A 23,325-nucleotide genomic window follows, 5' to 3' on the forward strand; every position below is an offset into this window, starting at 1 on the left:
CCCCATCACTTAGTTTAATATTAATCCATCCACAACTTTAATACTTCTATCTGCATAAGTACATACTTGCTGTGAATGTGTAACAACTAGAAAAGTTATAGAACTTTTTTTATTTAATTCCCTTAGAACTTCCATAACTTCCACACTATTTTTACTATCCAAATTCCCAGTTGGCTCATCGGCTAATATAACCTTAGGACTATTAACCAAAGCCCTAGCGATAGATACTCTTTGCTGCTGTCCCCCTGAAAGCTCTCCAGGTCTGTGCAAGACTCTATCCTTAAGCCCTACTCTTTCCAGCATATCCATAGCTATTTTTCTCCTCTTTTTCTTTTCAACACCTGCAAACATTAGAGGAAGCTCTACGTTTTCCAATGCAGTAAGCTGGGGCATTAGATTATATGCCTGGAAAACAAAGCCCATATGTTTTCTTCTGAATAAAGCTAATTGATTTTGGTTAAGCTTGTCAATTCTTTCCCCACAAATTAATATTTCACCAGTATTGCAGGGCATGAGTCCCCCTAGCACATTTAATAATGTTGATTTTCCTGAACCGGATTCACCTATTATAGTTACAAATTCCCCCCCCTCAACTTGAAGAGAAATGTCCTTTAATATGTCCATATTAACTTTGCCCATATTAAAGCTTTTACAAATGTTTTTAGCTTCTATTAATGACATGACCACCCACCCTTTTTACATTATATTGTTAAATATATACCAATTAATACATTATTTCAAGTTTAATGAAAATATTGTTCATTTTTACATTGAGTTTCAAAAAAATAAATAAGTGAAGTATATAACCTCACTTATATTAATGCATACATTTTTTTATTAACTTCCTTATACTTTTTTACCCTGCTCATTACTACATTCTTCTTTCCAATAAAGAACAATGGCATTCCTAATACTTCACACCCACCTATGAGCATATCTCTTTTTACCAAATCGCCTAAGTTATAGCAATAATAATGTTCTTCACCGCATAGGGGACATTTTAATTTAATACTTACTTCCTTATTTCTAACCAGCTTTACTTCTAAAGAGGGGAAACTACGAGCCAATTTTTCCATTTCAAAAATAGAAAAATCTTCAACATCATACTGTCCATATAAATTTTTTAAAGCAATACAAATATCAGTATTAAATATCATAACTCCACCTCCCTATATTTCTTTTCCATTCAAAGATATCATTAATCTCTAAACACCTTTATATTATAAAAAAGCAAAATAATTTATTATAACTTTTTTGATTTCAGATAAATAATTCTATAAAGTTTATTAAATTCCTTCAAAAAAAATGACCTTTTTTGTCAAATGGCACTATTTTTAATTCGACACTTCCATACTTTAGCATGTAAATGTTATCATAAAAATTGCATCATTAAATTATAAAAAAAGATTATAACTATGCAATTTTATACAAAGTCATAATCTATTTTTTTAACTATAAATATTGAATTTATATCATATTATTGACATAGGTATCATAAATGTCTAAGCACAACAAAATCTATATTTATCAAGCTTCTTTTATTATAAATTCAAAATGTAAATCCTTTGACGAGTCTATAAGGTATTCTTTATGAACTGGAGCTCCCCAGCTGTCATCTCCGCCTACTCCCATCTGCTTAGCAGCTATAGTTATAACTGTATAGTGTGGAATAGGAAGTTCATAATGATGAAGAGCGTTTTGCAATTCAAATGCTGTATAAGGCGAAACTCCAAGCTCATATGGACTTCCTAAGGCAGCTATTTCAATTCCAAAGCCTTTATCGTCCACTATTTTGGCCCACCTTACTCCTATGTGGTTACCGCTTTCCTGAGGTACAACATATTTAGATACATTTTGGTGAACTGATTTTTCATAAACTCCAAGCTTTGCACCATGGCATCGATCAGCATAGTTTTCCTCTGGGCCCATACCATACCACTGAAATTTATTATAATCCGCTGATAATCTCATTGCTACTCCAAATATGGGAAGTTCAGGTAGGCCTTCAGTACCTTTATAGTCACAGCTTACCTTAATTTCTCCATTTCCATATGCAGTATAATCAATTATTACCTTTGTTTCAGGTATTGTTGGCAGAGTGTATGTGTATGATACCGTAATGCTATTTGAATTTTCAATTACATGAACATTAGTGCAGCGCTGAAACATACTAGCATTAAGCCATTGTCCACATCTAAAACCATGACCATTTCCCTTATCATTATCAGTCATAGCTCTCCAATATATTGGCATTGGAACTCTTGTAATCAATTCTTTGCCACCATATCTTAGCGAAACCATTCCACCCTCTTGCTTTGAAAATAAAGCACTAAAATGCCTATTTTTCACACCTATATTTACATCACCATATATAATTTCAGGTTTTCCGAAATCACTAATAGCTCCTTCATCTTCTATTTTATAAACATATTGGTCATAGGCTATAGTATGCCCTTTTTCTGCCCATGCATTACTCTCACCCAGTTTAAAGGAAGCATTTACTGCATATTCACCCACCTTAATCACCTGCGGCATAATAAATTCAACATATTTCTTTTCACCAGCTTTTACAATAACCTCTAAGCAATTCTTGTAAATCTGCTTTCCATTAAAATCAAGAGAATATTCTAAATAATAATTAGAGGTATCTATAAACAGGTTTTTATTTCTTATGAATACTCCTCTTTTATCTACCTTTAGCTCAATATTTTGATAAAGCTTTTTAACTTCCTGTACCTTCGGAGAAGGTGACCTATCTGCATATACTATACCATTTCCACAGAAGTTGTAATCTGTAGGTCTATCATCAAAATCTCCTCCATAAGCCAAAAACTCCTTGCCAAATCTATCTTTTTTTATTATAAATTGATCTATAAAATCCCATATAAACCCGCCTTGATAAAGTTCGTATTTGTCCTCAAGCTCCACGTACTTGTGCATGGCTCCACAGGAGTTCCCCATGGCATGCATATACTCACAGCTTATATAAGGCTTTTCAGGATTATTATTTAAGTATTTTTCTATATCATTAACTTTAGCATACATTCTGCTTTCAATATCACTGGTGTCATTATATCTCCTATCATTAAATACACCTTCATAATGAACTAATCTAGATGCATCCTTCTTTCTAAAGTACTCAGACATTTTGTAAATATTTTCGCCTCCAAAGGATTCATTTCCACAGGACCAGATTAATATTGATGGATGGTTCTTATCCCTTTCAAACATGGAAGCTGCTCTATCTAATACTATATTAGTCCACTGAAAATCACTGTCAGGAATAGCCCAATCCGGCTTGATAGCGCCCATCTTCTGCCAAGAACCATGGGTCTCAAGGTTTGTTTCATCAATTAAATATATACCGTATTCATCGCAGAGTTCATACCAATAGCTTTGATTTGGATAATGACTTGTTCTAACTGCATTTATATTATTTTGTTTTAAAAATTTAATATCCCACAGCATATCTTCTTTAGTAATAGCCCTTCCTCTGCGGCAATTAAATTCATGCCTGTTTATTCCCTTAAACACAATCCTCTTTTCATTTAAATGCATAACTCTATTAATCATTTCAAATTTTCTAAATCCAACTTTTTGCGTAATAACCTCTACAACCTGGCCTCTTTCATTTTTAATATAAATATAAAGAGTATACAGATAAGGTCTTTCGGCGCTCCACAGCTCTATATCATCTACAGACAATTGAAGAGTCATCAAATTAGATATATTCACATTATCTACTGCTGCAACCACAGTGCTATTTTTATCCTGTAATTTTAGGAACATATAATTGTTCATTTCACCTGTGAGCTTTAAATTAACATTTAGCAATGCACTTTTATATTCTTTATCAAGGATTGTACTTACAAAAATATCCTGTACATGTGTTTTAGGAATAGCATACAAATATACTTCTCTAAATATGCCTGAAAAACGCCAAAAATCTTGGTCCTCAAGCCAGCTCCCTGTGGATCTTTTATACACCTCCACGGCCAACTTATTTTCGCCTTGTTTAATAAATGGAGTAAGATCAAACTCTGCTGGAGTAAAGCTATCCTCGCTGTATCCTACAAATTCACCGTTTAACCATAGGTAAAAAGCAGTTTCTACCCCTTGAAAGGAAATATATACAGGCTTATCTTTTAAACTGTCATCAAGAGTAAAATATTTAACATAGCTTCCAACAGGGTTGTATTCTTCAGATACTTGTGGTGGTCTAAGGTAGCTATGCCCATCCCAAGGATACATAGTATTTATATATTGTATTTTATCATAGCCTTGAAGCTGAATATGCCCTGGCACAAAAATATCCTCCCAGGAATTACATTCAAAATCTGTTTTATAAAAGTCTTTTACTCTAGACATAGCATTAAGAGCAAAATTAAACTTCCAATGTCCATTTAAGCTCTGCCTAAGGCACATCTCTCCGTTCTTTTCCTCTTCCAATGTTAAATAAAATTTATGATCGGAATGAGCATCAATTCTATTAACCTTAAAAACTGATGGATCAGAAAGCCATTCTAAACTTGGAGCATCATATCTCATTAACTAAAACCCTCCTAAATTATAATAAAGAGTTAATAGTTAGAACTGAATCTTAACTACTAACTCTTACTAAACGTTTTATTATATATGTTAGTAAAATTTTATCCTTTAACAGAACCTAGCATTCCTTCAACAAACTGCTTTTGCATTAAGAAGAAAACCAGTGCAGTTGGAAGTGTTGTTATTACAATTCCAGCCATTATCATACCATAATCTGGAGTATAGGATGAACTCATAGTTGAAATTATAAGCGGAGCAGTTCTTTTACTTGCAGTTTGTAATGTAATAAGAGGCCACATATAATTATTCCAGCTACTCATGAAAGTAATTATAGCAGCAGCTGCATAGGTAGATTTCATTGTTGGTACAAAAATCTTTATGAAAATTTGGAGCTCATTAAGGCCGTCAATACGCCCTGCTTCTAATATATCCTTAGGAAATGCCTTAGCATTTTGTCTAAAAAAGAATATCATAAACGCAGTTGATAAGCTAGGAATTATTACCGAAGCAGTTGTATTAAGCCCAAAAATCTTAAAATGACTAAACATTCTAAACAACGGTACCATTAATGAAGCAAAAGGAACCATCATAGATAATAATAATATATTGAATATTAAATCTCTAGTCTTGCTTCTATATATCTCAAAACCATATCCCGCTAAAGAGGATATTATAAGTGACAACACTGTTGTTATTAACGCAATCTTTGCAGAATTCCCCAAGGAACTTGCGAAGTTCAAATTATTAGAAAATAAATTTTTAACATTTTCAAACAAATATGTGCCAGGTATAAAGGATCCCCTTGTAACTTCTACAGATTTATTTGTCATACTTATAAGCATCCATATAAATGGAAATATTGAAAAAAATGATGCTACTATTAAAAATAAGTATTTAAGTATATTTATAGTCTTTTTCATTTATTATCACCTGCCACCTTAAATTGAATTAGTGATAATATAACAATCATAGCAACTATTGAATAGGAAACAGCTGCAGCATACCCAAAGTTAGGAGTATATTTAAAGCTCAGATTGTATATATATTGTGAAATAGATGTTGAGGCATTACCAGGTCCTCCTCCTGTTATATTCATTACTTCATCAAATAACTGCAGAGTACCTGAAGTTGAAGTAATAGTTGTAAATAAAATAATAGGCTTTAATAGAGGAACAGTGATATTAAAAAATTGCTTAGCAGCTGAAGCTCCATCTATCTTAGCAGCTTCATACACAGAGGGATCGATATTCTGTAGTCCTGCTAAATAAAATATCATATTATAACCTGTCCAACGCCAAGTTATTGCTATTATAATAGTAACCTTCGCCCATAAAGGACTAGTCATCCACTTTATTGGTTCTGAAACCAAATGTATATTCAATAGAATCTTATTCATGAGCCCATCATTAGCAAATAAGCTTTTAAATATGACAGAATAAGCTACTAGTGATGTTATGCACGGTAAAAATATGGCTGTTCTGAATAATCCTTTAGCTTTTAGATTTTTATCATTTAATAATACAGATATAAAGAGTGCTAACAAAATCATAATTGGAACTTGAACTATTAAATATATCAAAGTATTAAAAACAGCCTTTTTAAAGGTTTCATCTATAAATAGCCTCTTATAATTACTAATTCCTACATAGTGCAGATTACTTCCCGCACCGGATTTTAAGGAAATGATAAAAGCTTGTATCATGGGATAAAATACAAACACAAATATTGCTACAATACTTAGGATAGTAAAAGACCAGCCTAAAATATCATTTCTTCTGCTTAAAGCACCTTTTTTACTACTCAAAGTGTCTATCCCTCCTATTACTTATGAAATATACCTGTAATTTAATAGTAAATCGCTGTTTGACACGAAGCATTACTGTTGCAGTTAAATAATTTTATAGTCAAATAGCGATTTACTTTATTAATATTTAATTTATTTTCCTACTGCAGCTTCTGCTTGTTTTTGAGCATCTTTTAGTGTTGAATCTAAATCTGCATTTTTACTAACTATATTTTGTACAGCTCCAGTCATTATATCTTCAATGCTGTATGTGCTTGAACCATAATTAACAGCTGGTATTTTTGCTGACCAATTTGAAAAGTCTTGTAATACTACTTGTCCGCCATAGAATGCATTTGGCTTTTTATAGTTTTCAGTACTTGAAGCTGCTTTTAATGTACTTACAAGATTAATTTTATCTGATAATGTATTCATAAGATCTGTACTGCTTCCAAAGGTCTTAGCAAGGAAATCTACTGCTAAGTCTGAATCTCCAACTTTATCTAATACATACCAGCTTGAACCACCAAGATTTGAAGCATTAACTGAACTTGAAACAGACCCTAATTTTGGTATTGAGGTTACCGCCCATTTTCCGCTTTGATCCTGTGCTTTCATAACTGAGCTTGAAATCCAGCATCCTGTTGGAACAGAAGCTACATCACCTTTTTGGAACGCTGAAACAAAGTTATCCCAGCCTGTAATTGGCTTAACAATACCTGCACTCATAAGATTTTTCCATGTTTTTATTGATTCCTTTAAAGCTTGATTATCGGCTATATTTATAGTCTTACCATCTTCTTTTACATACCATGAACCAGCTGATTGCATCATTACTCTTATTAATCCTAAATCGCTTGGGTCTAAAGTTAGCATTGATTTTCCTGTCTTCGCCTTAACTGCTTTACCAATCTCTATAAACTTATCCCAGGTTAAGTTATTCATATCTTCTTTCTTATATCCAGCTTGTTCAATTAAATCTGTTCTATAGAATAATGCTGTTACTCCGCTGTCAAAAGGAAGTCCATATAACTTTCCATTTGAACTACATACCTTTACTTTATAGTCCATAAAGTCCTGTGCCTTAACCTTATCAGAAATACTCTTAAAGGAATCTGCATAAGCTGTTAAATAATTCTGTGCTCTATAATCCTCTATAAGTACTATATTAGGTAAACCTTCTTTTGAGTTTGCACTTAGGTTAGTGTTTAATTTTTGAACTATGTCATTTTGAGCCATCTCTACTACATCAACTTCAACATCTGGATGATCTTTTTGATAAATTTTCTTTGCTTCATTTGCTGCTACAATATTGAAGCTTCCATCCCATGCCCAAATTGTTAACTTCTTTTTTGAACTTTGTGATGTATTAGCGTTAGAATTCGAAGTACTATTACTCTTAGAGCATGCTGATAGACCTACAACTAATACTGCACTTAAAACAAGAGCCATTATTTTTTTTGCCTTCATTTTATTTCCCCCTAAAACTTTTTTAAACGTTTACTTACGTTTCTATACTCATTTTATCTGAAATTTCAAAAAACTAATATGATTATATTGCTATAAACTTGTGTAAGTTTAACATAAATATTTATAAGACAAAATAATAATTTTGTACTTTTTTTGTATTTTGGTAATTTTTTAATATATTTTATATCTATGCTCTTTTTAGCTATTTGCATTTGAAATTGTATAGCTATTCTTCTATAATTAATATAAAATAATTAAAATTAATTATATCCAATATATTATTCTATTAATGTTAAAGGATTTGGTATTGATGGACAATCTATGTAAAATTTTAATAGTCGATGATGAATATCTCTTAAGACAGGGTATAAAGCATCTTGTTGACTGGAAAAAAGAAGGTTTTGAAATAGTTGGAGAAGCCTCAAATGGAAAAGAAGCATTAGATTTAATTGAAACTCTGAAGCCACATATAATAATTTGTGATATAGTTATGCCTGTTATGGATGGTATAGCCTTAGTTAATGCGGTGAAGAACACATATCCTGACATTCAAATCATAATTTTAAGCGGATATAGTGATTTTGACTATGTAAAGGAGGCCTTTAAGCTTGGTATAAATGACTATATATTAAAACCAAAGCTAAATCCCGAAGAAGTTATAAAGCTTCTAAAGAATATTGTTAGTAAAATTCCAAATCTAGAGCTTTTAACTGATGGAAGTAACGCCTTAAATATAAATAATGAGCTCAGTAAGCTTATTTCAGGCTTTAATATTTCCTTAACTTCTTCAGAAGCCTCTGAATTTTTCCCCAATGAAAGCTTTATGCTTATGGGTAGTAATATAAAAAATTTGGCTGAAAAAAATTCTATAAGTGTTTTAAGCCTAAAAACTTACTTACGTAAAGCTGTGAAAAATTATTTAAAGGATTTCGTCTTTTATGAAATCGATATCTATAAAGACATTTACTTGATTATTATTAATTTTCAAAAGGAAAGTTATCCAGAAATAATTAGAAACATAGAGAATATGATTACTTATGTTTCATCTAGATATTCAGATATTTATTACGCCTTAGGTGACGTCTTTAATTCCATAGGCTTACTTCAAGATAACTATAATCAAAGTTTAAAACCTATTTTTTTATATAAGTTTTTTTTCAAGGATAAAAAGCTGCTTTCTTATGAAGATTTACCTAAGGATAATTATAAGGTTAAATTTGATTTTAAGTATTATTCTGATCAGATTTACATGCTTAATATACCTGCTGCTATTGATTACTTAAAAAGGTATATATCAAATTGCATAAAAACGTGCTCTTTAAATGAATTAGAGTTAAAAACCCTTTTTCAAAATGCCCTATATAACATAATAAACATACTAGAAGAACTTAATTTTAATGTGGAAGCAATGAATAATTCAAAAATAGAGTATTTTCAAATGATTGATGAAACTACCAGTACAAACGAACTTTTATTACTTTTAGATAATATTGAACAAGAAATAATTCGATTATTATATAATAACTCAATTCCAAAGAGCGATAAAATAATGAACCGAATACTGCAGTATATTTCAAATCACTATAAGGAACAAATTTCCTTAAAAGAAATTGCTGACGAATTCCATTTTAATTATTATTATTTATCATCATATTTTGGCTCTCATATTCCTGAGGGGTTTTCTGAATACCTTAATAAAATTCGTGTAGAAAAAGCTTTAGAACTCTTAAGGAATATAGATATCCCCGTTTCAGAGATAAGCTTTATGGTAGGATACACAGATCCAAGTTATTTTTCCAAGGTATTCAAAAAATTCACAAAGACTACTCCTAGTAAATTCAGAAGAAATATTACTAGTGGAACAAGAGGACATTATGAATAAATTAATTAAAAAATTAAAATCCTTAAGTCTTTTTTTTAAATTAACAGCAATTATACTTATCAGCAGTGTAACAATCTCTGTTATTACAGCTTTTTCAATAATGAAAATTACAAAGACCATATTCATTAATAACTTTAGTATCACAAATTCAAAAATTCTAAAACAAATTCAAAATAACTCTGAAGATTTGAATAATAAAATCACAACAGTGATGAATACCATCAATAATAGTTGGGCTTTTAGGGATTATCTTAGTAAAAACACCCCTGATATACTAGAACAGACTAACATTCTATATAATCTAAAGCAGCACATAAAACCTATTGAAGAAGTTCTAAAGCCTACAGATATCGAATTTTTAGCAATTGGTACAAATAATGCTTCGTATATAAGAACTACCGCTATATTGACTAGATCCAAAGAAGATATTAAAGAAGATGCTATAACAAAAAACACCTTAAAAAATCCTAATAAGCTTTTATTTCAATACAATAGTATAGGCTTTACTAGTTCTACAGATCAAAGCAATGTAATTATAGCTACAAAATTACTAAGTAATGGAAGTACAAAGCAGCCCTTCGGTATACTTTATATACTCATAAATGAGAATGTATTCAGTAAGCTTTATTCTAATTTTCCTACTAAAGGAAACGACATTTTTATGATATCCTCTGAAGGTACTATTGTATCTTCTAATAGAAAAGACCTAATAGGTACAAAAGATGAGACTTTGCTTAATTCAGCAAAAAAAATTAATAATGATAAAGTTAAATATATGAATATTAAGTACAATAAAATAAACTATACTATATTAGCTGATTATATGCCAATATATGACTTTTACCTAGTTAACCGCATTGATACAAAAACAGCACTAGATGAAATGTATAATGTAAATCAAATTGTATTAAGTTGCAGTATAATAATAACCATATCGCTAATTATTCTATTTATAATTACAAGGAAGACTACGAATCCTTTAAGGAAGCTTGTAAAAGAAATGGCAAAAGTAACTGAAGGTAATTTTAAAAATCATATTAATTTGCAAGGCGGCTATGAAATCGAAAAATTAAGCAAGTCATTCAATTTTATGCTGGACGATTTGAATAATTATATTGAAAAACTTTTAGTAGCACAAAAAAAACAAAGGGAAACGGAATTATCCGCTCTTCAAATGCAGATCAATCCACATTTTATATACAATACCCTTGCCTCTATTAAATGGTTAGTTATGATGGGTGATAAGGAAAAAGCTAGTGAAAATATAAACGCATTTATATCCTTGCTGCAAAATACTATAAGTGATAAAAATGAGACTATTACTGTAGAACAAGAAATCGAAAATCTAAAAAACTATGTCTATATCAATGAAACCAGATATGGAGAAAATATAAAAGTCAACTTTCACGTGCTTCCTCAATGTTTAAATTATAGATTACCTAAACTCATTTTACAGCCATTTATTGAAAATGCTTTTTTTCATGCCTTCACTGGTGATAAAGAAGGTCGTATACATGTTTTTATTTCAGAAAAAAATAATACTTTATTTTGTGAAATTGTAGATAACGGGTTAGGTATGGATGAAGAACAAATATCAAAACTATATAATTCCGGTTCATCTAAAAACAAGCATTTTACAGGAATAGGGATTAAGAATGTTGATGACAGAATTAAACTGCTCTATGGTAACGGTTATGGTGTTATTATTAAAAGTGAGTTAGGTGCAGGAACCACTATAAATGTTACTTTACCTTTAATTAAATAAATAGTTCTGAAATAAAAGCCGCTCTATATTCCTATAGAGCGGTTTACTATACTTTTATTTATTTTCTTGAGCAGCTTTTACAAATTCTCTAAATAGTGGGTGAGGTCTATTGGGTCTAGACTTTAATTCTGGATGGAATTGTGCAGCTACAAACCAAGGATGGTCCTTAAGCTCAACTATTTCCACTAATCTTCCATCTGGGCTAGTTCCAGTAATTATTAAACCTGCATCTGTTAGAGGTTTTCTAAATTCATTATTGTACTCATATCTATGTCTGTGTCTCTCATAAACTAATTCATCTCCATAAGCTTCCTCAGCCTTTGAACCTTTTGTCAGTTTACATGGATATAATCCTAGTCTCATAGTTCCGCCCATTTCATCAATATCCTTTTGTTCTGGCATTAAGTCTATTACAGGATATTTAGTTTCTGGATTAATTTCTGAACTATTTGCTTCCTTGTATCCAATCACATTTCTTGAATATTCTATTACAGCACACTGCATTCCAAGGCATATTCCAAGGAAAGGCACTTTATTTTCTCTTGCATATTTAATAGCTTCTATCTTTCCTTCTACTCCTCTATCCCCAAAACCGCCTGGTACAAGAATTCCATCTGCATCCTTTAGCAACTCGGATACATTTGCTTCATTTACATCCATAGCATTAATCCACTTTATCTCTACATTAGAATCATTTGAAAGTCCACCGTGATTCAATGCTTCAACTACTGAAATATATGCATCATGAAGTTCCACATACTTACCAACTAATGCTATAGTGGTTTTTTTAGATAAATTCTTTAGTTTATTTACCATGCTTATCCATTCAGTGTTATCAATATGACTGCAATTTAGTTCCATTTTTTCACATACTAATGTATCTAAGCCTTCTTCATGAAGCATTAATGGTACTTCGTATAAATTTTCTGCATCCAAGTTTTGAATTACTGATCTTCCATCTATATTACAGAAAAGTCCTATTTTACTCTTTAAGTCATCTGAAAGCGGCTTTTCTGAACGGCATACAATTATATCAGGTTGTATACCTATGCTTCTTAGTTCTTTAACAGAGTGCTGGGTTGGTTTAGTTTTAAGTTCTCCTGCCTTTCCTAGATAAGGAACTAGGGTAACATGTATAAAGCAAACATTTTCTCTTCCTACTTCATACTTTATCTGTCTAATTGCTTCAAGGAATGGTTGAGATTCTATATCTCCTACAGTACCACCTATTTCAGTGATAACCACATCAACGTCTCTTTCCTTAGCTACTCTATAAACTCTAGCTTTTATTTCATTAGTTATATGCGGAATTACTTGAACTGTACCTCCAAGATATTCCCCTTTTCTTTCCTTTGATATTACTGACCAATACACCTTTCCAGTTGTAACATTGCTATTTTTACTTAGGTTCTCATCAATAAATCTTTCATAGTGTCCTAAATCCAAATCAGTTTCTGCTCCATCATCAGTTACAAAAACTTCTCCATGCTGATATGGGCTCATTGTTCCTGGATCCACGTTTAGGTAGGGGTCAAACTTTTGAATAGACACTTTAAGGCCTCTATTCTTTAATAATCTTCCTAATGAAGCTGCTGTAATACCTTTTCCTAATGAGGATACTACTCCTCCAGTAACGAATATATATTTTGTACTCATGAAATTCCCACTCTAAATATTAATTTAGAGCAGTTTTCACCCCCTCTATGATATATTTTCCAATTATTTTGAACAAAAAGTGTTGACAAAGAAAAATAAAATTATTATAATAGAAATTACCCTATAAAATAAAATGGCATTTTTGTGTTCAAAAACATACTTTATATAATAGCATAACTTTTATAATTATGCCATACCTTTTTTTGTTTTTTGTCGAAAATATTTTTATCCTGTCCTATTAACTATATCTTCCGCTTCAAAATACTTTTCTCTAAAATCTCTGTTAATAAAAAACTTTTCCTCAGCTTTTTTCAGGCTATAGCTTATACTTTTTTTACTTCCAATAAAAAAATCTTTATGAAGCCTTTCAATATCTGCACATTTGTACTTTTTCATAAGTAAAAACATAAGATATTTGGATTCCCTATCCTTCAATATCTGAAAAAGTTCTTCTCTTTTAATATTTTTATAAGAACATATTACCTCTATAATTTTTTCATATTTATCCTCTTTTATACCAAGATTATCAGACATAATTACCTCTCCCTATACTTCGTCTAGTATCATAAAGATTATTAGACTTTAACATATTTATTTAGTTTAATTATTGTCAAATATTAACACACTTAAACTAGTTAAAATAAAAAGCGGTATAGAATTTGAACGGCACACATCAATTTCAACATTGATAAGTGCCGTTCATTAGTCTAGCCGCTTTTAATCTAACTTCTTCTCCTGAAGCTTTTTTATTTTATATTGCAATGTCTGTCTTGGAATATCTAACAGCTTTGCTGCCTTTGAAATATTGTTTTGTGTTATTACTAAAGCTTCTTTTATATAACTTTCTTCAAGCTCATTTAGTTTTTCTTTTAATGGAATTATTTTATTTAGGTTTACTTCCTGGAGGTTCATTTCATCTAAATCTTCTATATCAATAAAACCAGCAGCCCTTCTATTAAAAATGCCTTCAATATAATTTTCAAGTTCTCTAATATTTCCCTGCCATTCACCAGTTATTATCATATCTAAAGCTAACTTTGTAATTCCCTGTACTTTAGCATGGAACTTATTATTAAATTTATTTATAAAATGATTTACTAAAACAGGAATATCCTCTTTTCTCTTTCTAAGCGGAGGAATATCAATTCTTACAACATTAAGCCTATAATATAAATCTCTTCTAATAGTATTAGAATTTAATAACTCTTCAGGAGGTTCATTTACAGAGGCGATAATTCTTATATCAATCTTTCTTAACTGGTTATCACCTACTCTTCGTAAAGCACCCTCTTGAATTACTCTTAGAAGTTTTGCTTGAAGCTCTAAAGGCATGGAATTTAATTCATCTAAATAAAAAGTCCCGCCATTAGCAAGTTCAAGCAAGCCCCTTTTGTCTTCAGCACCAGTAAAACTTCCTTTAGAAGTACCAAACAATATACCTTCCAGTAAAGTCGATGGTATAGCAGCACAATTTTGAGCAATAAATGGCATATTCCTTCTATTTGAATTATTATGAATAGCCTGTACAAATAATTCTTTTCCTGTACCTGTCTCCCCATAAATCAAAATAGGAGAGGTTGTATTTCCAGCCTTAGCTGCTTTTTCCTTGCATTTTAGAAGTTCTTCACTTTTCCCTATTATGTCAATAAAATCATATTTAGCTGTCCCTTTGTTAGGTTTTGCAGTCTTTACATGATGAATTTCCTCTTTTAATTCTATAACTTCTTCAGAAAGCTTCTTTATGCTTGTTACATCCTTCATAATTTCCATAGCACCTATAAGCTTTTTCCCATCATAGATTGGATGTGAAGAATTAACTGTAGTTAATTCTTCACCCTTATAATTTCTATAAGTTTGAATAGTGTCACTTATTGGCTCTCTATACTTTAAAACTTTTAAAAGAGTACTAGTTTTCTCTGAAAGTGTTGGATATAGATCTAAAAGATACTTTCCAACAGCAGCATCTCTATCAATTCGTTCAATTTCACTAGCCTTTACATTCATAAAAACTATTATACCTTCTTTATCTACAATAAATATGCCTTCTTCAAGCTTATCAAAAATATCATAAGTGATCTCACCAAACATAACTCATCCTCATACATACTAAATTTTAATATTTATATTGAGTATTGTATTTTGACTTGGCTGACCTGAAATACTGAGACTGTAATCCACCATTACATCTCCTCCGTCATCCTTCATTTCAACCTGAAGCCCTTTAGTTTTTGTTTTTAGTTCTAATGTTCCATAAGGTGTATTATATAAATTCACATTTTCTGTATTTGGTCTAAACTCCATTTCAGTATTAGTAGTGCCCTCACGCTTTAAATACATTACATCCTCTGAAATTTTCAATGTAGTTTCTGTTCCTTCCATCCCAGATAACTCTGTTTCATTATAGATAGCATAATAAAAATTGCCTTCTTTATAAAATTCTCCTGGAGTCACTACTTCAATTGCCTCTTCCTCACCACTTGGTTGTTTGCTGGAAACAGATATAATAGCTTTTTTATTCATCTTTATCACTCCAATAGACTAATTGTTATTTCTCTCTACAGCAAGTTCAATAAGATTATTGATAAGTTCTGTATATGGAATTCCAGATGCCTCCCACATCTTTGGATACATACTTATTTTAGTAAAGCCTGGTATTGTATTTACCTCATTTAGATATACTTCCTCGGTATCCTTATCTACTAAGAAATCAACTCTGGCCATACCTGCACAATCCAATATACTATATATTTTTACAGCTAACTTTTTAACATCCTCTAATTTTTCATTACTTAAGGCTGCTGGAATTAATAACTTTGATGCTTCATTTTGATACTTAGCTTCATAATCATAAAATTCCTTTGCGGGTATTATTTCCCCAGGTATTGAAGCCTTTGGATAATCATTGCCTAATACTGCAACTTCTATTTCTCTTGCATTTATAGCTCTCTCAACTAATACCTTTCTATCATATTTTAATGCCATAATTAATCCATTAACTAGCTCTTCTCTGTTATGTGCCTTTGTTATTCCAACTGAAGATCCACTGTTAGATGGTTTTATGAAAACAGGATAATTTAATTTCTTTTCTATAGTATCTATTATCCTTTTTTCATCATCTTTATATTCATGTAAATTTACAACAACATACTCAGCTTGCTTTATATCAAAGTTCTCTAAAAGGTATTTAGTATACACTTTATCCATACAAACTGCAGATGACATTACGGAAGGTCCAACACAAGGAAGATTTAGTAGTTTGCAAAGTCCTTGAATTGTTCCATCTTCACCATATAGACCATGCAGCACAGGAAATACTATATCAACCTCTTTATTAAATAAGAACTTTTGTGCTTCAGGCGTTTTATAATATTCATCTTTCTCCCAAGCTCCACTTTCAATATTATCTATACTTCCAACATACTCATACCACTTTCCGTCCTTAGTGATTCCTATAGGATATATATCAAACTGCTTCTGGTCAATATTTCTTATTACTGAAGCTGCTGATACTCTTGAAACTTCATGTTCTGTTGATTGTCCACCAAATAATACGGCTACTTTCTTTTTCATTTATAATCGCTCCTTATATGCTTCGTTTATTGTCCATAAATAATAGTTTAAATTTTTTTAAAGAAATTATCAACCACTTATAATTAATTTATAGCTTTTATAAGCAATTATGTGAATAACAATTACTAAAAAGTGTATAACTTTCTCATTTTAAAATTTAATATAAAAAAGAAGCATAATATATCTATGCCTCTTTCCCCTTATTCGTCTCCTAGAACTTTTTTCATTCTTTCTAGGGCTTCAATTACATTTCTTCTCTGTGTTCCTAAATTAACTCTTATATATCCCTCTCCATCACTAACAAAATGAGCTCCATTCTCCACAAGCACTCCAACTTTTGTAGCAAGTACACTGGTAACTTCTGCTGAATTCAATTTAGTGCTTTTTATATCTACCCAAACAAGATATGAAGACTCCATTTTCATTACTCTTAAATTAGGTATATTTTTTTCTATATAGCTCTCAAAAAGCTCATAATTTCCTTTTATATACTCATTAACTTCTTTGAGCCACTGCCTGCATTCTTTATATGCCGCAATAAGTCCAATAATTCCAAACACATTAGGAGAAGTTATAGAATTTTTTTCAAGCATTTTTCTAAAAAGCATTCGTATACTATCATCTGGTATTACTGAATATGAGGTTTTAAGCCCACCCAAATTAAAGCCTTTGTTTGGAGATGATAAAAGAATTAAATTGCTCATACAGCTCTCAAGCCTTAGTACTGAATTAAACCTTCCATAGTGTATATGTTCTGCATGTACTTCATCCACAACTAATATGGTATCAGTTTTCTTGCAAAGTCTTGCTATCTCTTCTAGCTCTTCAATACTCCATATTCTTCCCGAGGGGTTATGAGGAGAGCAAAAAAGATATAATTTAGGCCTGTACTGTTCCAATTGACATTTAAGGCTTTGAAAATCTATCTCATATCTGCCATTCACTTCTAGTAGAGAATTATAAATTCTGTTTACTCCTTGCCTGCTTGCAGCCGCATCAAAAGGATCATAAACTGGAGTATTCATAATAATATAATCTCCTGCATTACAAAATGCCTGTATAGCATAATGTATTGTAGATACTGTTCCATAAGAAAGTGTTATCCATTCCTTTTTAATATCAACTCCATGCATTTCCTTCTGCCAATCAATAACAGCCTCATAAAACTCTTCATAGCAATAGGTATAACCAAATACACCTCTTTCAATAGCATCATTAAAGGCCTTTTTCATTTCCCCGGGTATTTTAAAATCCATATCTGCTATCCACATGGGAATATAATCCTTTGGTACATCACCAAAGTTCTTCTCAATAATTTCCCTATTCCATTTTCTGCACTTTTCACTTATCCTATCTGTAACTTCATCAAAATTATACATATCATCACCCCTATAAAGTAATTAGCTCTCTTGAACTGTTAGTCAAAGATACTCCTCCGCCTTTAGTTATTAAAATATCCTCTTCAATTCTTACTCCCCCTACACCAGGCAAATATATACCAGGCTCAATAGTTATTACCATACCTTCAATTAAAACCTCATCACTGTTAGGAGCTACTGCGGGATATTCATGCACTTGAATTCCAAGCCCATGACCTAAATTATGTCCAAAATATTTCCCATATCCCCCTTTTTCAATAATCTCTCTTGCAGTTGAATCCAAGTAGCCTAGAGTTACTCCTGGTTTAGCACCTTTTATTGCTTCCTTACCCGCAAAGTTAACTAGATTATAAATATTAATCAATAATTCTTGGCAAGTTCCTAATGCTACAGTTCTTGTTATATCTGAACAATAATTTTTATACCTAACTCCAAAGTCCATAGTTATAAGTTCGCCACTTTTGATTGTTTTTTCACTAGCCTTGCCATGAGGTAAAGCCCCCCTGATTCCCGAAGCCACAATGGTATCAAAGGATTCCTTTTCACCGCCTCTTTGTTTTATATATCTTACTAATTCATTTTCTACTTCTCTTTCACTAATTCCATCTTTTATAAATCCTACTATATGATTAAATGCATCATCTGCAATTTTACAGGCTGCTTTTATATTTTCAATTTCATCTGCATCCTTAATCATTCTTATTTTTGATAAATCCAATGAAAACAGCTCACATTTCAGCAGCTTGCTAAACTCACTATATAAATCATAGCTAATCTCCTGGCCTTCAAATCCAATTCTTTTAATTCCTTCCTTTAAAATTATAAGGTTTATTATTTTGTATATATTGTTTTCCTTAGACATAAGTACAGGTTCAAATATGCAGCTTTCATTTTTTACCTCTTCATAATATCTAAAATCTACTATTAAATACTGACTCCGTCTAGTTATAAGAATGTATCCAGAACTACTATATAGATTTCCAAGATAAAATTTATTGCTAGGACTGCTAATAAGTATTGCCTCTGTATCATGAACTATAAATTGATTTCTAACTCTTTCAATTCTGCTTTTTAAATCCATATTCTCCTCCTAGAATAAAGAGAACTGATTAAAATCAGTTCTCCAAATATCTAATTATTCATTAACTACAAGCTTACCGTCCTTTATAAGCTTATTTCTATAATATATGTTTACAACTGCTATGAACACTGACCCAACTATTAATCCAGTAATATAAGGAACAATACCTTTAATTAATGGCCAAGCCCATATAGCTGATTCAGGGAACCATTGTACTGCACCTAGTGCAATAGCTGTCATAGAACCAATCATAGCACCAACTACATAAAGAGGTATTGTAAAAGCTGGTCTTTCAAGCGCAAATGGTATAGCGCCTTCTGAAATTCCCATGAATGCTAGGAATATTGCTGTCTTTCCTCCTTGGTAGAATTGCTTGTCATATACTCTTCTGCCTACAAGCTTTTTATCTATTAGTGTTGTTAGCCCAAGTCCAAAGGAAGGTATTACTATTGATAGGCATCTAGCTGTTATTGGTAAAACTTTCTCTGTTGTGAAGCCTAGAGCAACAAATCCAGCAGCTTTATTTACTGGTCCTCCTAAATCAAAAGCAGTTGTTGCTGATAATACTAGAGCATAAACGTATTGACCGGTACTTCCTGCTGCTTGAAGCAAGCTCTTTATAAGGCTATTCACCCATCCGCCAAATGGGGTGATTATAAATACCATTAAAATCATGCAAGCAACAGCAGATATTAGTGGTATTAAAAATGTAGTCTTAAATGCTAGCCAGTTATGAGGCATTTTAATTTTATTATTAAGCCATTTTACAAAATATCCGATTATAAAAGCAATTAATATTGCACCTAGAAAACCTGAAGCAACTGGTGCTTTAGTTATCCATTTACCATCAGCTGAAGCTAGCATAGCTACAGGCTTGTTAGCTACATAACCTCCAATAAATCCTGCTGCAAGTGCAGTTTTCCCACCTATGGAGTTAGCTGTAAATGCTGCAAATAGTGGAATTGCAAAACCAAACAGCGTAAACCCGAAGCTCTCCATTATATTGGCTAATTGAAGAAGAGAAAAACTCATACCGGTATATTTGCCTGAATTTATAGCATCTAATATAGAAATTGAAGGATCTATTTTAAAGAATACGTATGGTATTAGCTGAGATATAGCCCCGATAAGACCTCCCATTATAAGTACTGGAATCATATAGGATATTCCTGTCATTATATGCTTACTAAATTCTGTCCAAGCAGAATTCTTTGTTGATACATTTTTATTTTCATTATTATTATTATTGCTCCCCGTAGTTGAGCCAACTACTTTTTTCTTAACTACCATGTTACCCCTCCACCTATAATATTAAATTTTTATTGTAGATTGTTTTTAAAAAATAGGTTATTATATATATGAGTTTATTTGTTTGCTCCTTGTAATCTTGTTGCAGAGATTTAGGAGCTTTTTTTTATTGAGCTAAATCTTCTTCAATCTCCTCTATCACTCCCTTTGGATTTTTAATAACTTCCTGAAGCCCAACCTCATAAAGTTCATACCCCTCGAATCTTTCCATATCTTGAGGAGTTACTGCAATTGCATGAAGTATTATATCTGCCTCCTTTATATCCTTTGGCGTAAGCTGGTTTTGAATGCCATCAGCTCCTTGAGTTTCAACTTTTACTTCATAACCCATTTCCAGTGCAGCCTTCTTTATTGCCTCAGCTGCCATAAAAGTATGAGCTAATCCCATAGGGCAGGCACATAGTGCTACTAATTTTTTTGACATATCTATTCCTCCTTAAATTTATAGACTAACTATTTAAAGCTTCCTCAACCATTTTATAAATTTCTTCTTCACTAAGAGCATTTACTAGAGCATTCTTAAACTCATCATAAATAAGCTTTCTTGAAAGGCTGGCAAGAAGTTTAATGTGAATATTGTCCTCTTGCTTGTCTGGACTTAGTATACTTATAATAATCTTTACATTCTCCTCATAATCACCACCCCAGTGAACCTGATCTTTTGGTTTTATTACTATTATTGCAGGTTTGCATACAAAACATGATTTTGTATGTGGAATTGCAATTCCAAAGCCAAGATTAGTCTCAAATTCCTGTTCCCTTTCAATAAGCCCTTCGTAAACTCCATTCTCTTCCTTAGTTATTCCAAGCTTTACAGCTAAGCCTGCTATATACTTTAAGTAATCATTTTTATTTTCTAAATCTACATTTATACTTATGTGTTCCCTTGTAAACACTTCACTCATAACTTAATCATCCCTCTATTTCGCATCTAGTATTTCCATAAGCTTATCAAAACTAAAAAGCTTAAGTGCACTTCTTACATCGCCTTCATCTTCAATAAAGTTATATAGATATTTGAATACTGGAAAATTGTAGCTCTCTTTTCTATTAAAACAAACCATGAATATGAGCTGCACCTCCTGTTTATGCCATATTATAGGCTTTTCCAACACTCCTACTCCTATAATGGACTTATATTCTCCATCCAGAATAGTATGTGGTATTGCCACTAAATGACCAATATCAGTAGATGACATATTTTCTCTTTCAAACACTTTTGCAATAACTTCATCATCTATAAAACCTTTGGATTTCATTGCTCTGCCTAAGTTTTCAATTGCCTCTTCACGATTTTCAGCACTAATTTTAAAAAACGCCTCTCTATTAAAAGTATCACGGAGTATTTTTTTTCTCTCATCCTTCTCATTGAATATTTGATTCAGCTCATTAATTATTTCATCTGAAAAGACATTTTCAATATAGAGCACAGGTATTTTAAAATTTCTTTTATCTAATTTTACTGTAGATACTATAAAATCTATATCCTGTTCTAATGCCATATCCAAGTATCTTACAGGATAGGTACCAATTATATTGATATCACTTATTCTTCTTTTAAGTTTTTCAGCCAGCAGTCTAGAAGTTCCTATTCCATAGTGGCAAATTATACATACCTTTTTACCACCCTTATCCTTTGATCTTTCAAAGGCAGCTCCAAAATGCATTGCAATAAATCCAATTTCATCTTCATCTAATGTAACATTAAATTCCTCTTCCAGCTTCTTAGCAACTATAGTAGCTAAATTTGTTTCCATGGGAAACTTGGTCTTTATCTGGCTTAGTAGTGGATTTTTAGCTTTTACCCCTGCTCTAAACCTATTTATATAAATTTTAATATGCATAATAAAAGCATTTATAAAATCTATATCCTTTCTAAAATCAATACCAGTAATTATACTGAGCTCCTGAAGAGTTTCATCAGCAAACTTATTTACTTCGTCATTTGTATCCTTTATTAAAGTTTTCCTTGTATTGTAATTATAGGCCACTATACCGCAGCTGGAGGATACATATTGTATTTCTCTTTCATCAATCACAAGCTTTAAATTATCAGCAACCTTTTCCATAATTTCCTGTATTAGTTCATAGTTTTCTAGCTTAAAGCTGTCCTTAATAGCACTATTACTTATAACTCTCTTATTTCTTATTCTTGATGCTGAAACAATAACTCTAGTAAGTAGTTCATTAAAGTCCTTATCAGAAACAATTACATCATTTTTCTTTAAAGCCTCTGATATTATTTTTTCAATATCCAGTATTTCCTCATCAAGAATATTTTCTATTCTAACTTCAGTAAGAGAATTCTCGTGAATTTTAATGGCATAGTTAAGCATTAAGGATCTTATTTTAATTTCATCACCAGTTATTTTACTGCCATAATGGGGCTTGGATATTATTTTTAAATCGTAATTTTTAAGTATATCCTTTACATTTGTAATAAGTTTATTTGTGCTAGGTATACTTAAGTTCAGCCTATCACTAAGCTCTTCTGCATTTACATATTCATAGTTTAAAAATACACATATGGCCTTTGTTATTCTTCCTTCTAAGGAATCATCCATTTGAAGCCCTTCAAGAAATTTACTTACCTCTTCAGAAATCTTTTTAATTTCTTTAGCAGAACCTTGAAGCTTATATCCAATCCCTTTAACTGAGGATATCTCTACACCAGATTTATTAAGATAATAGTTTAAATCTTTAATATATCTTTTTACAGTCCTTACAGAAACTTCAATGAGCTGACCCAGCTCTACAGCTGTAACATATTCATTTTTTTCGATAAGATATTTAACTATCATAGAATGTTTCTTACTAATCATTTCATCCACCATCCTATATACCTATTGTAAACATTTTCTGCTTAGTTGTGTTTATACACAA

The 23,325-nt window shown here is 31.4% G+C and carries 19 protein-coding genes; 2 read left to right on the forward strand and 17 right to left on the reverse strand.

Annotated features, from left to right (window positions below):
* Positions 1–9: 9 nt before the first annotated feature.
* The 6 genes from bsdE14_RS04050 to bsdE14_RS04075 form a co-directional block, all read right to left on the reverse strand.
* Positions 10–681, reverse strand: coding sequence for an ABC transporter ATP-binding protein (locus tag bsdE14_RS04050; protein WP_264848679.1), 672 nt, complete (start codon positions 679–681; stop codon positions 10–12).
* Positions 682–812: 131 nt separating this feature from the next.
* Positions 813–1,157, reverse strand: a complete 345-nt coding sequence (locus tag bsdE14_RS04055) for a hypothetical protein (protein WP_264848680.1) — start codon at positions 1,155–1,157, stop codon at positions 813–815.
* Positions 1,158–1,527: 370 nt separating this feature from the next.
* Complete coding sequence (gene lacZ, locus bsdE14_RS04060; protein WP_264848681.1) at positions 1,528–4,548, reverse strand: beta-galactosidase, LacZ type; 3,021 nt, start codon at positions 4,546–4,548, stop codon at positions 1,528–1,530.
* A gap of 101 nt (positions 4,549–4,649) precedes the next feature.
* Positions 4,650–5,468 (reverse strand): carbohydrate ABC transporter permease, encoded by an 819-nt coding sequence (locus bsdE14_RS04065; RefSeq protein ID WP_264848682.1) that lies wholly within the window; start codon positions 5,466–5,468, stop codon positions 4,650–4,652.
* Positions 5,465–6,352, reverse strand: a complete 888-nt coding sequence (locus tag bsdE14_RS04070) for a carbohydrate ABC transporter permease (protein WP_350339555.1) — start codon at positions 6,350–6,352, stop codon at positions 5,465–5,467. Before bsdE14_RS04070 ends, bsdE14_RS04065 begins: the two co-directional genes overlap by 4 nt.
* A gap of 132 nt (positions 6,353–6,484) precedes the next feature.
* Complete coding sequence (locus bsdE14_RS04075) at positions 6,485–7,801, reverse strand: ABC transporter substrate-binding protein (protein ID WP_264848683.1); 1,317 nt, start codon at positions 7,799–7,801, stop codon at positions 6,485–6,487.
* 289 nt (positions 7,802–8,090) lie between these two features.
* Here bsdE14_RS04075 and bsdE14_RS04080 point away from each other — a divergent pair, with 289 nt between their 5' ends.
* Both bsdE14_RS04080 and bsdE14_RS04085 read left to right on the forward strand, forming a co-directional pair.
* On the forward strand, positions 8,091–9,683 hold the full coding sequence (locus bsdE14_RS04080; RefSeq protein WP_264848684.1) for a response regulator transcription factor: 1,593 nt from the start codon (positions 8,091–8,093) through the stop codon (positions 9,681–9,683).
* The gene (locus bsdE14_RS04085; RefSeq protein WP_264848685.1) at positions 9,676–11,448 is read left to right on the forward strand and encodes a sensor histidine kinase; all 1,773 of its coding nucleotides are present in this window, start codon (positions 9,676–9,678) and stop codon (positions 11,446–11,448) included. The genes bsdE14_RS04080 and bsdE14_RS04085 overlap by 8 nt, the downstream gene beginning before the upstream one ends.
* Positions 11,449–11,502: 54 nt before the next feature.
* Here the strand turns inward: bsdE14_RS04085 and pyrG are convergent, their stop codons facing one another.
* From pyrG to bsdE14_RS04140, 11 genes are all read right to left on the reverse strand, one after another.
* The gene (pyrG, locus tag bsdE14_RS04090) at positions 11,503–13,104 is read right to left on the reverse strand and encodes a CTP synthase (RefSeq protein WP_264848686.1); all 1,602 of its coding nucleotides are present in this window, start codon (positions 13,102–13,104) and stop codon (positions 11,503–11,505) included.
* A gap of 225 nt (positions 13,105–13,329) precedes the next feature.
* A complete protein-coding gene (locus bsdE14_RS04095) occupies positions 13,330–13,638 on the reverse strand; it encodes a ribose-5-phosphate isomerase (protein ID WP_264848687.1) in 309 nt (102 codons plus the stop codon).
* 183 nt (positions 13,639–13,821) lie between these two features.
* Positions 13,822–15,192 (reverse strand): sigma-54 interaction domain-containing protein, encoded by a 1,371-nt coding sequence (locus tag bsdE14_RS04100; protein ID WP_264848688.1) that lies wholly within the window; start codon positions 15,190–15,192, stop codon positions 13,822–13,824.
* An 18-nt stretch (positions 15,193–15,210) separates the two neighbouring features.
* Positions 15,211–15,624: a YwiB family protein gene (locus tag bsdE14_RS04105; protein WP_264848689.1), complete on the reverse strand. Its 414-nt coding sequence runs from the start codon at positions 15,622–15,624 to the stop codon at positions 15,211–15,213.
* An 18-nt stretch (positions 15,625–15,642) separates the two neighbouring features.
* A complete protein-coding gene (locus bsdE14_RS04110) occupies positions 15,643–16,674 on the reverse strand; it encodes a D-alanine--D-alanine ligase family protein (protein WP_264848690.1) in 1,032 nt (343 codons plus the stop codon).
* A 200-nt stretch (positions 16,675–16,874) separates the two neighbouring features.
* Positions 16,875–18,053, reverse strand: coding sequence for a MalY/PatB family protein (locus tag bsdE14_RS04115; RefSeq protein WP_264848691.1), 1,179 nt, complete (start codon positions 18,051–18,053; stop codon positions 16,875–16,877).
* Between the two features lie 10 nt (positions 18,054–18,063).
* Positions 18,064–19,134 carry a M24 family metallopeptidase gene (locus bsdE14_RS04120; protein WP_264848692.1) on the reverse strand — a complete coding sequence of 357 codons (1,071 nt, stop codon included), beginning with the start codon at positions 19,132–19,134 and terminating at the stop codon, positions 18,064–18,066.
* 54 nt (positions 19,135–19,188) lie between these two features.
* Entirely contained in the window at positions 19,189–20,424 is a 1,236-nt protein-coding gene (locus bsdE14_RS04125; RefSeq protein WP_264848693.1) for a PTS fructose transporter subunit IIC, read from the reverse strand.
* Positions 20,425–20,548: 124 nt separating this feature from the next.
* Positions 20,549–20,866, reverse strand: a complete 318-nt coding sequence (locus tag bsdE14_RS04130) for a PTS fructose transporter subunit IIB (protein ID WP_264848694.1) — start codon at positions 20,864–20,866, stop codon at positions 20,549–20,551.
* Between the two features lie 25 nt (positions 20,867–20,891).
* Entirely contained in the window at positions 20,892–21,347 is a 456-nt protein-coding gene (locus bsdE14_RS04135) for a PTS sugar transporter subunit IIA (RefSeq protein ID WP_264848695.1), read from the reverse strand.
* 15 nt (positions 21,348–21,362) lie between these two features.
* Positions 21,363–23,264: a BglG family transcription antiterminator gene (locus tag bsdE14_RS04140; RefSeq protein ID WP_264848696.1), complete on the reverse strand. Its 1,902-nt coding sequence runs from the start codon at positions 23,262–23,264 to the stop codon at positions 21,363–21,365.
* Positions 23,265–23,325 lie beyond the last annotated feature (61 nt).

Source organism: Clostridium omnivorum, assembly GCF_026012015.1.
GTDB lineage: Bacteria > Bacillota > Clostridia > Clostridiales > Clostridiaceae > Clostridium_AX > Clostridium_AX omnivorum.

Coding starts and splice junctions, on each gene's coding strand:
- bsdE14_RS04050 (WP_264848679.1), bottom strand. CDS start 681: ATGTCATTAATAGAAGCTAAAAACATTTGTAAAAGCTTTAATATGGGC.
- bsdE14_RS04055 (WP_264848680.1), bottom strand. CDS start 1,157: ATGATATTTAATACTGATATTTGTATTGCTTTAAAAAATTTATATGGA.
- lacZ (WP_264848681.1), bottom strand. CDS start 4,548: ATGAGATATGATGCTCCAAGTTTAGAATGGCTTTCTGATCCATCAGTT.
- bsdE14_RS04065 (WP_264848682.1), bottom strand. CDS start 5,468: ATGAAAAAGACTATAAATATACTTAAATACTTATTTTTAATAGTAGCA.
- bsdE14_RS04075 (WP_264848683.1), bottom strand. CDS start 7,801: ATGAAGGCAAAAAAAATAATGGCTCTTGTTTTAAGTGCAGTATTAGTT.
- bsdE14_RS04080 (WP_264848684.1), top strand. CDS start 8,091: ATGTTAAAGGATTTGGTATTGATGGACAATCTATGTAAAATTTTAATA.
- bsdE14_RS04085 (WP_264848685.1), top strand. CDS start 9,676: ATGAATAAATTAATTAAAAAATTAAAATCCTTAAGTCTTTTTTTTAAA.
- pyrG (WP_264848686.1), bottom strand. CDS start 13,104: ATGAGTACAAAATATATATTCGTTACTGGAGGAGTAGTATCCTCATTA.
- bsdE14_RS04095 (WP_264848687.1), bottom strand. CDS start 13,638: ATGTCTGATAATCTTGGTATAAAAGAGGATAAATATGAAAAAATTATA.
- bsdE14_RS04100 (WP_264848688.1), bottom strand. CDS start 15,192: ATGTTTGGTGAGATCACTTATGATATTTTTGATAAGCTTGAAGAAGGC.
- bsdE14_RS04105 (WP_264848689.1), bottom strand. CDS start 15,624: ATGAATAAAAAAGCTATTATATCTGTTTCCAGCAAACAACCAAGTGGT.
- bsdE14_RS04110 (WP_264848690.1), bottom strand. CDS start 16,674: ATGAAAAAGAAAGTAGCCGTATTATTTGGTGGACAATCAACAGAACAT.
- bsdE14_RS04115 (WP_264848691.1), bottom strand. CDS start 18,053: ATGTATAATTTTGATGAAGTTACAGATAGGATAAGTGAAAAGTGCAGA.
- bsdE14_RS04120 (WP_264848692.1), bottom strand. CDS start 19,134: ATGGATTTAAAAAGCAGAATTGAAAGAGTTAGAAATCAATTTATAGTT.
- bsdE14_RS04125 (WP_264848693.1), bottom strand. CDS start 20,424: ATGGTAGTTAAGAAAAAAGTAGTTGGCTCAACTACGGGGAGCAATAAT.
- bsdE14_RS04130 (WP_264848694.1), bottom strand. CDS start 20,866: ATGTCAAAAAAATTAGTAGCACTATGTGCCTGCCCTATGGGATTAGCT.
- bsdE14_RS04135 (WP_264848695.1), bottom strand. CDS start 21,347: ATGAGTGAAGTGTTTACAAGGGAACACATAAGTATAAATGTAGATTTA.
- bsdE14_RS04140 (WP_264848696.1), bottom strand. CDS start 23,264: ATGATTAGTAAGAAACATTCTATGATAGTTAAATATCTTATCGAAAAA.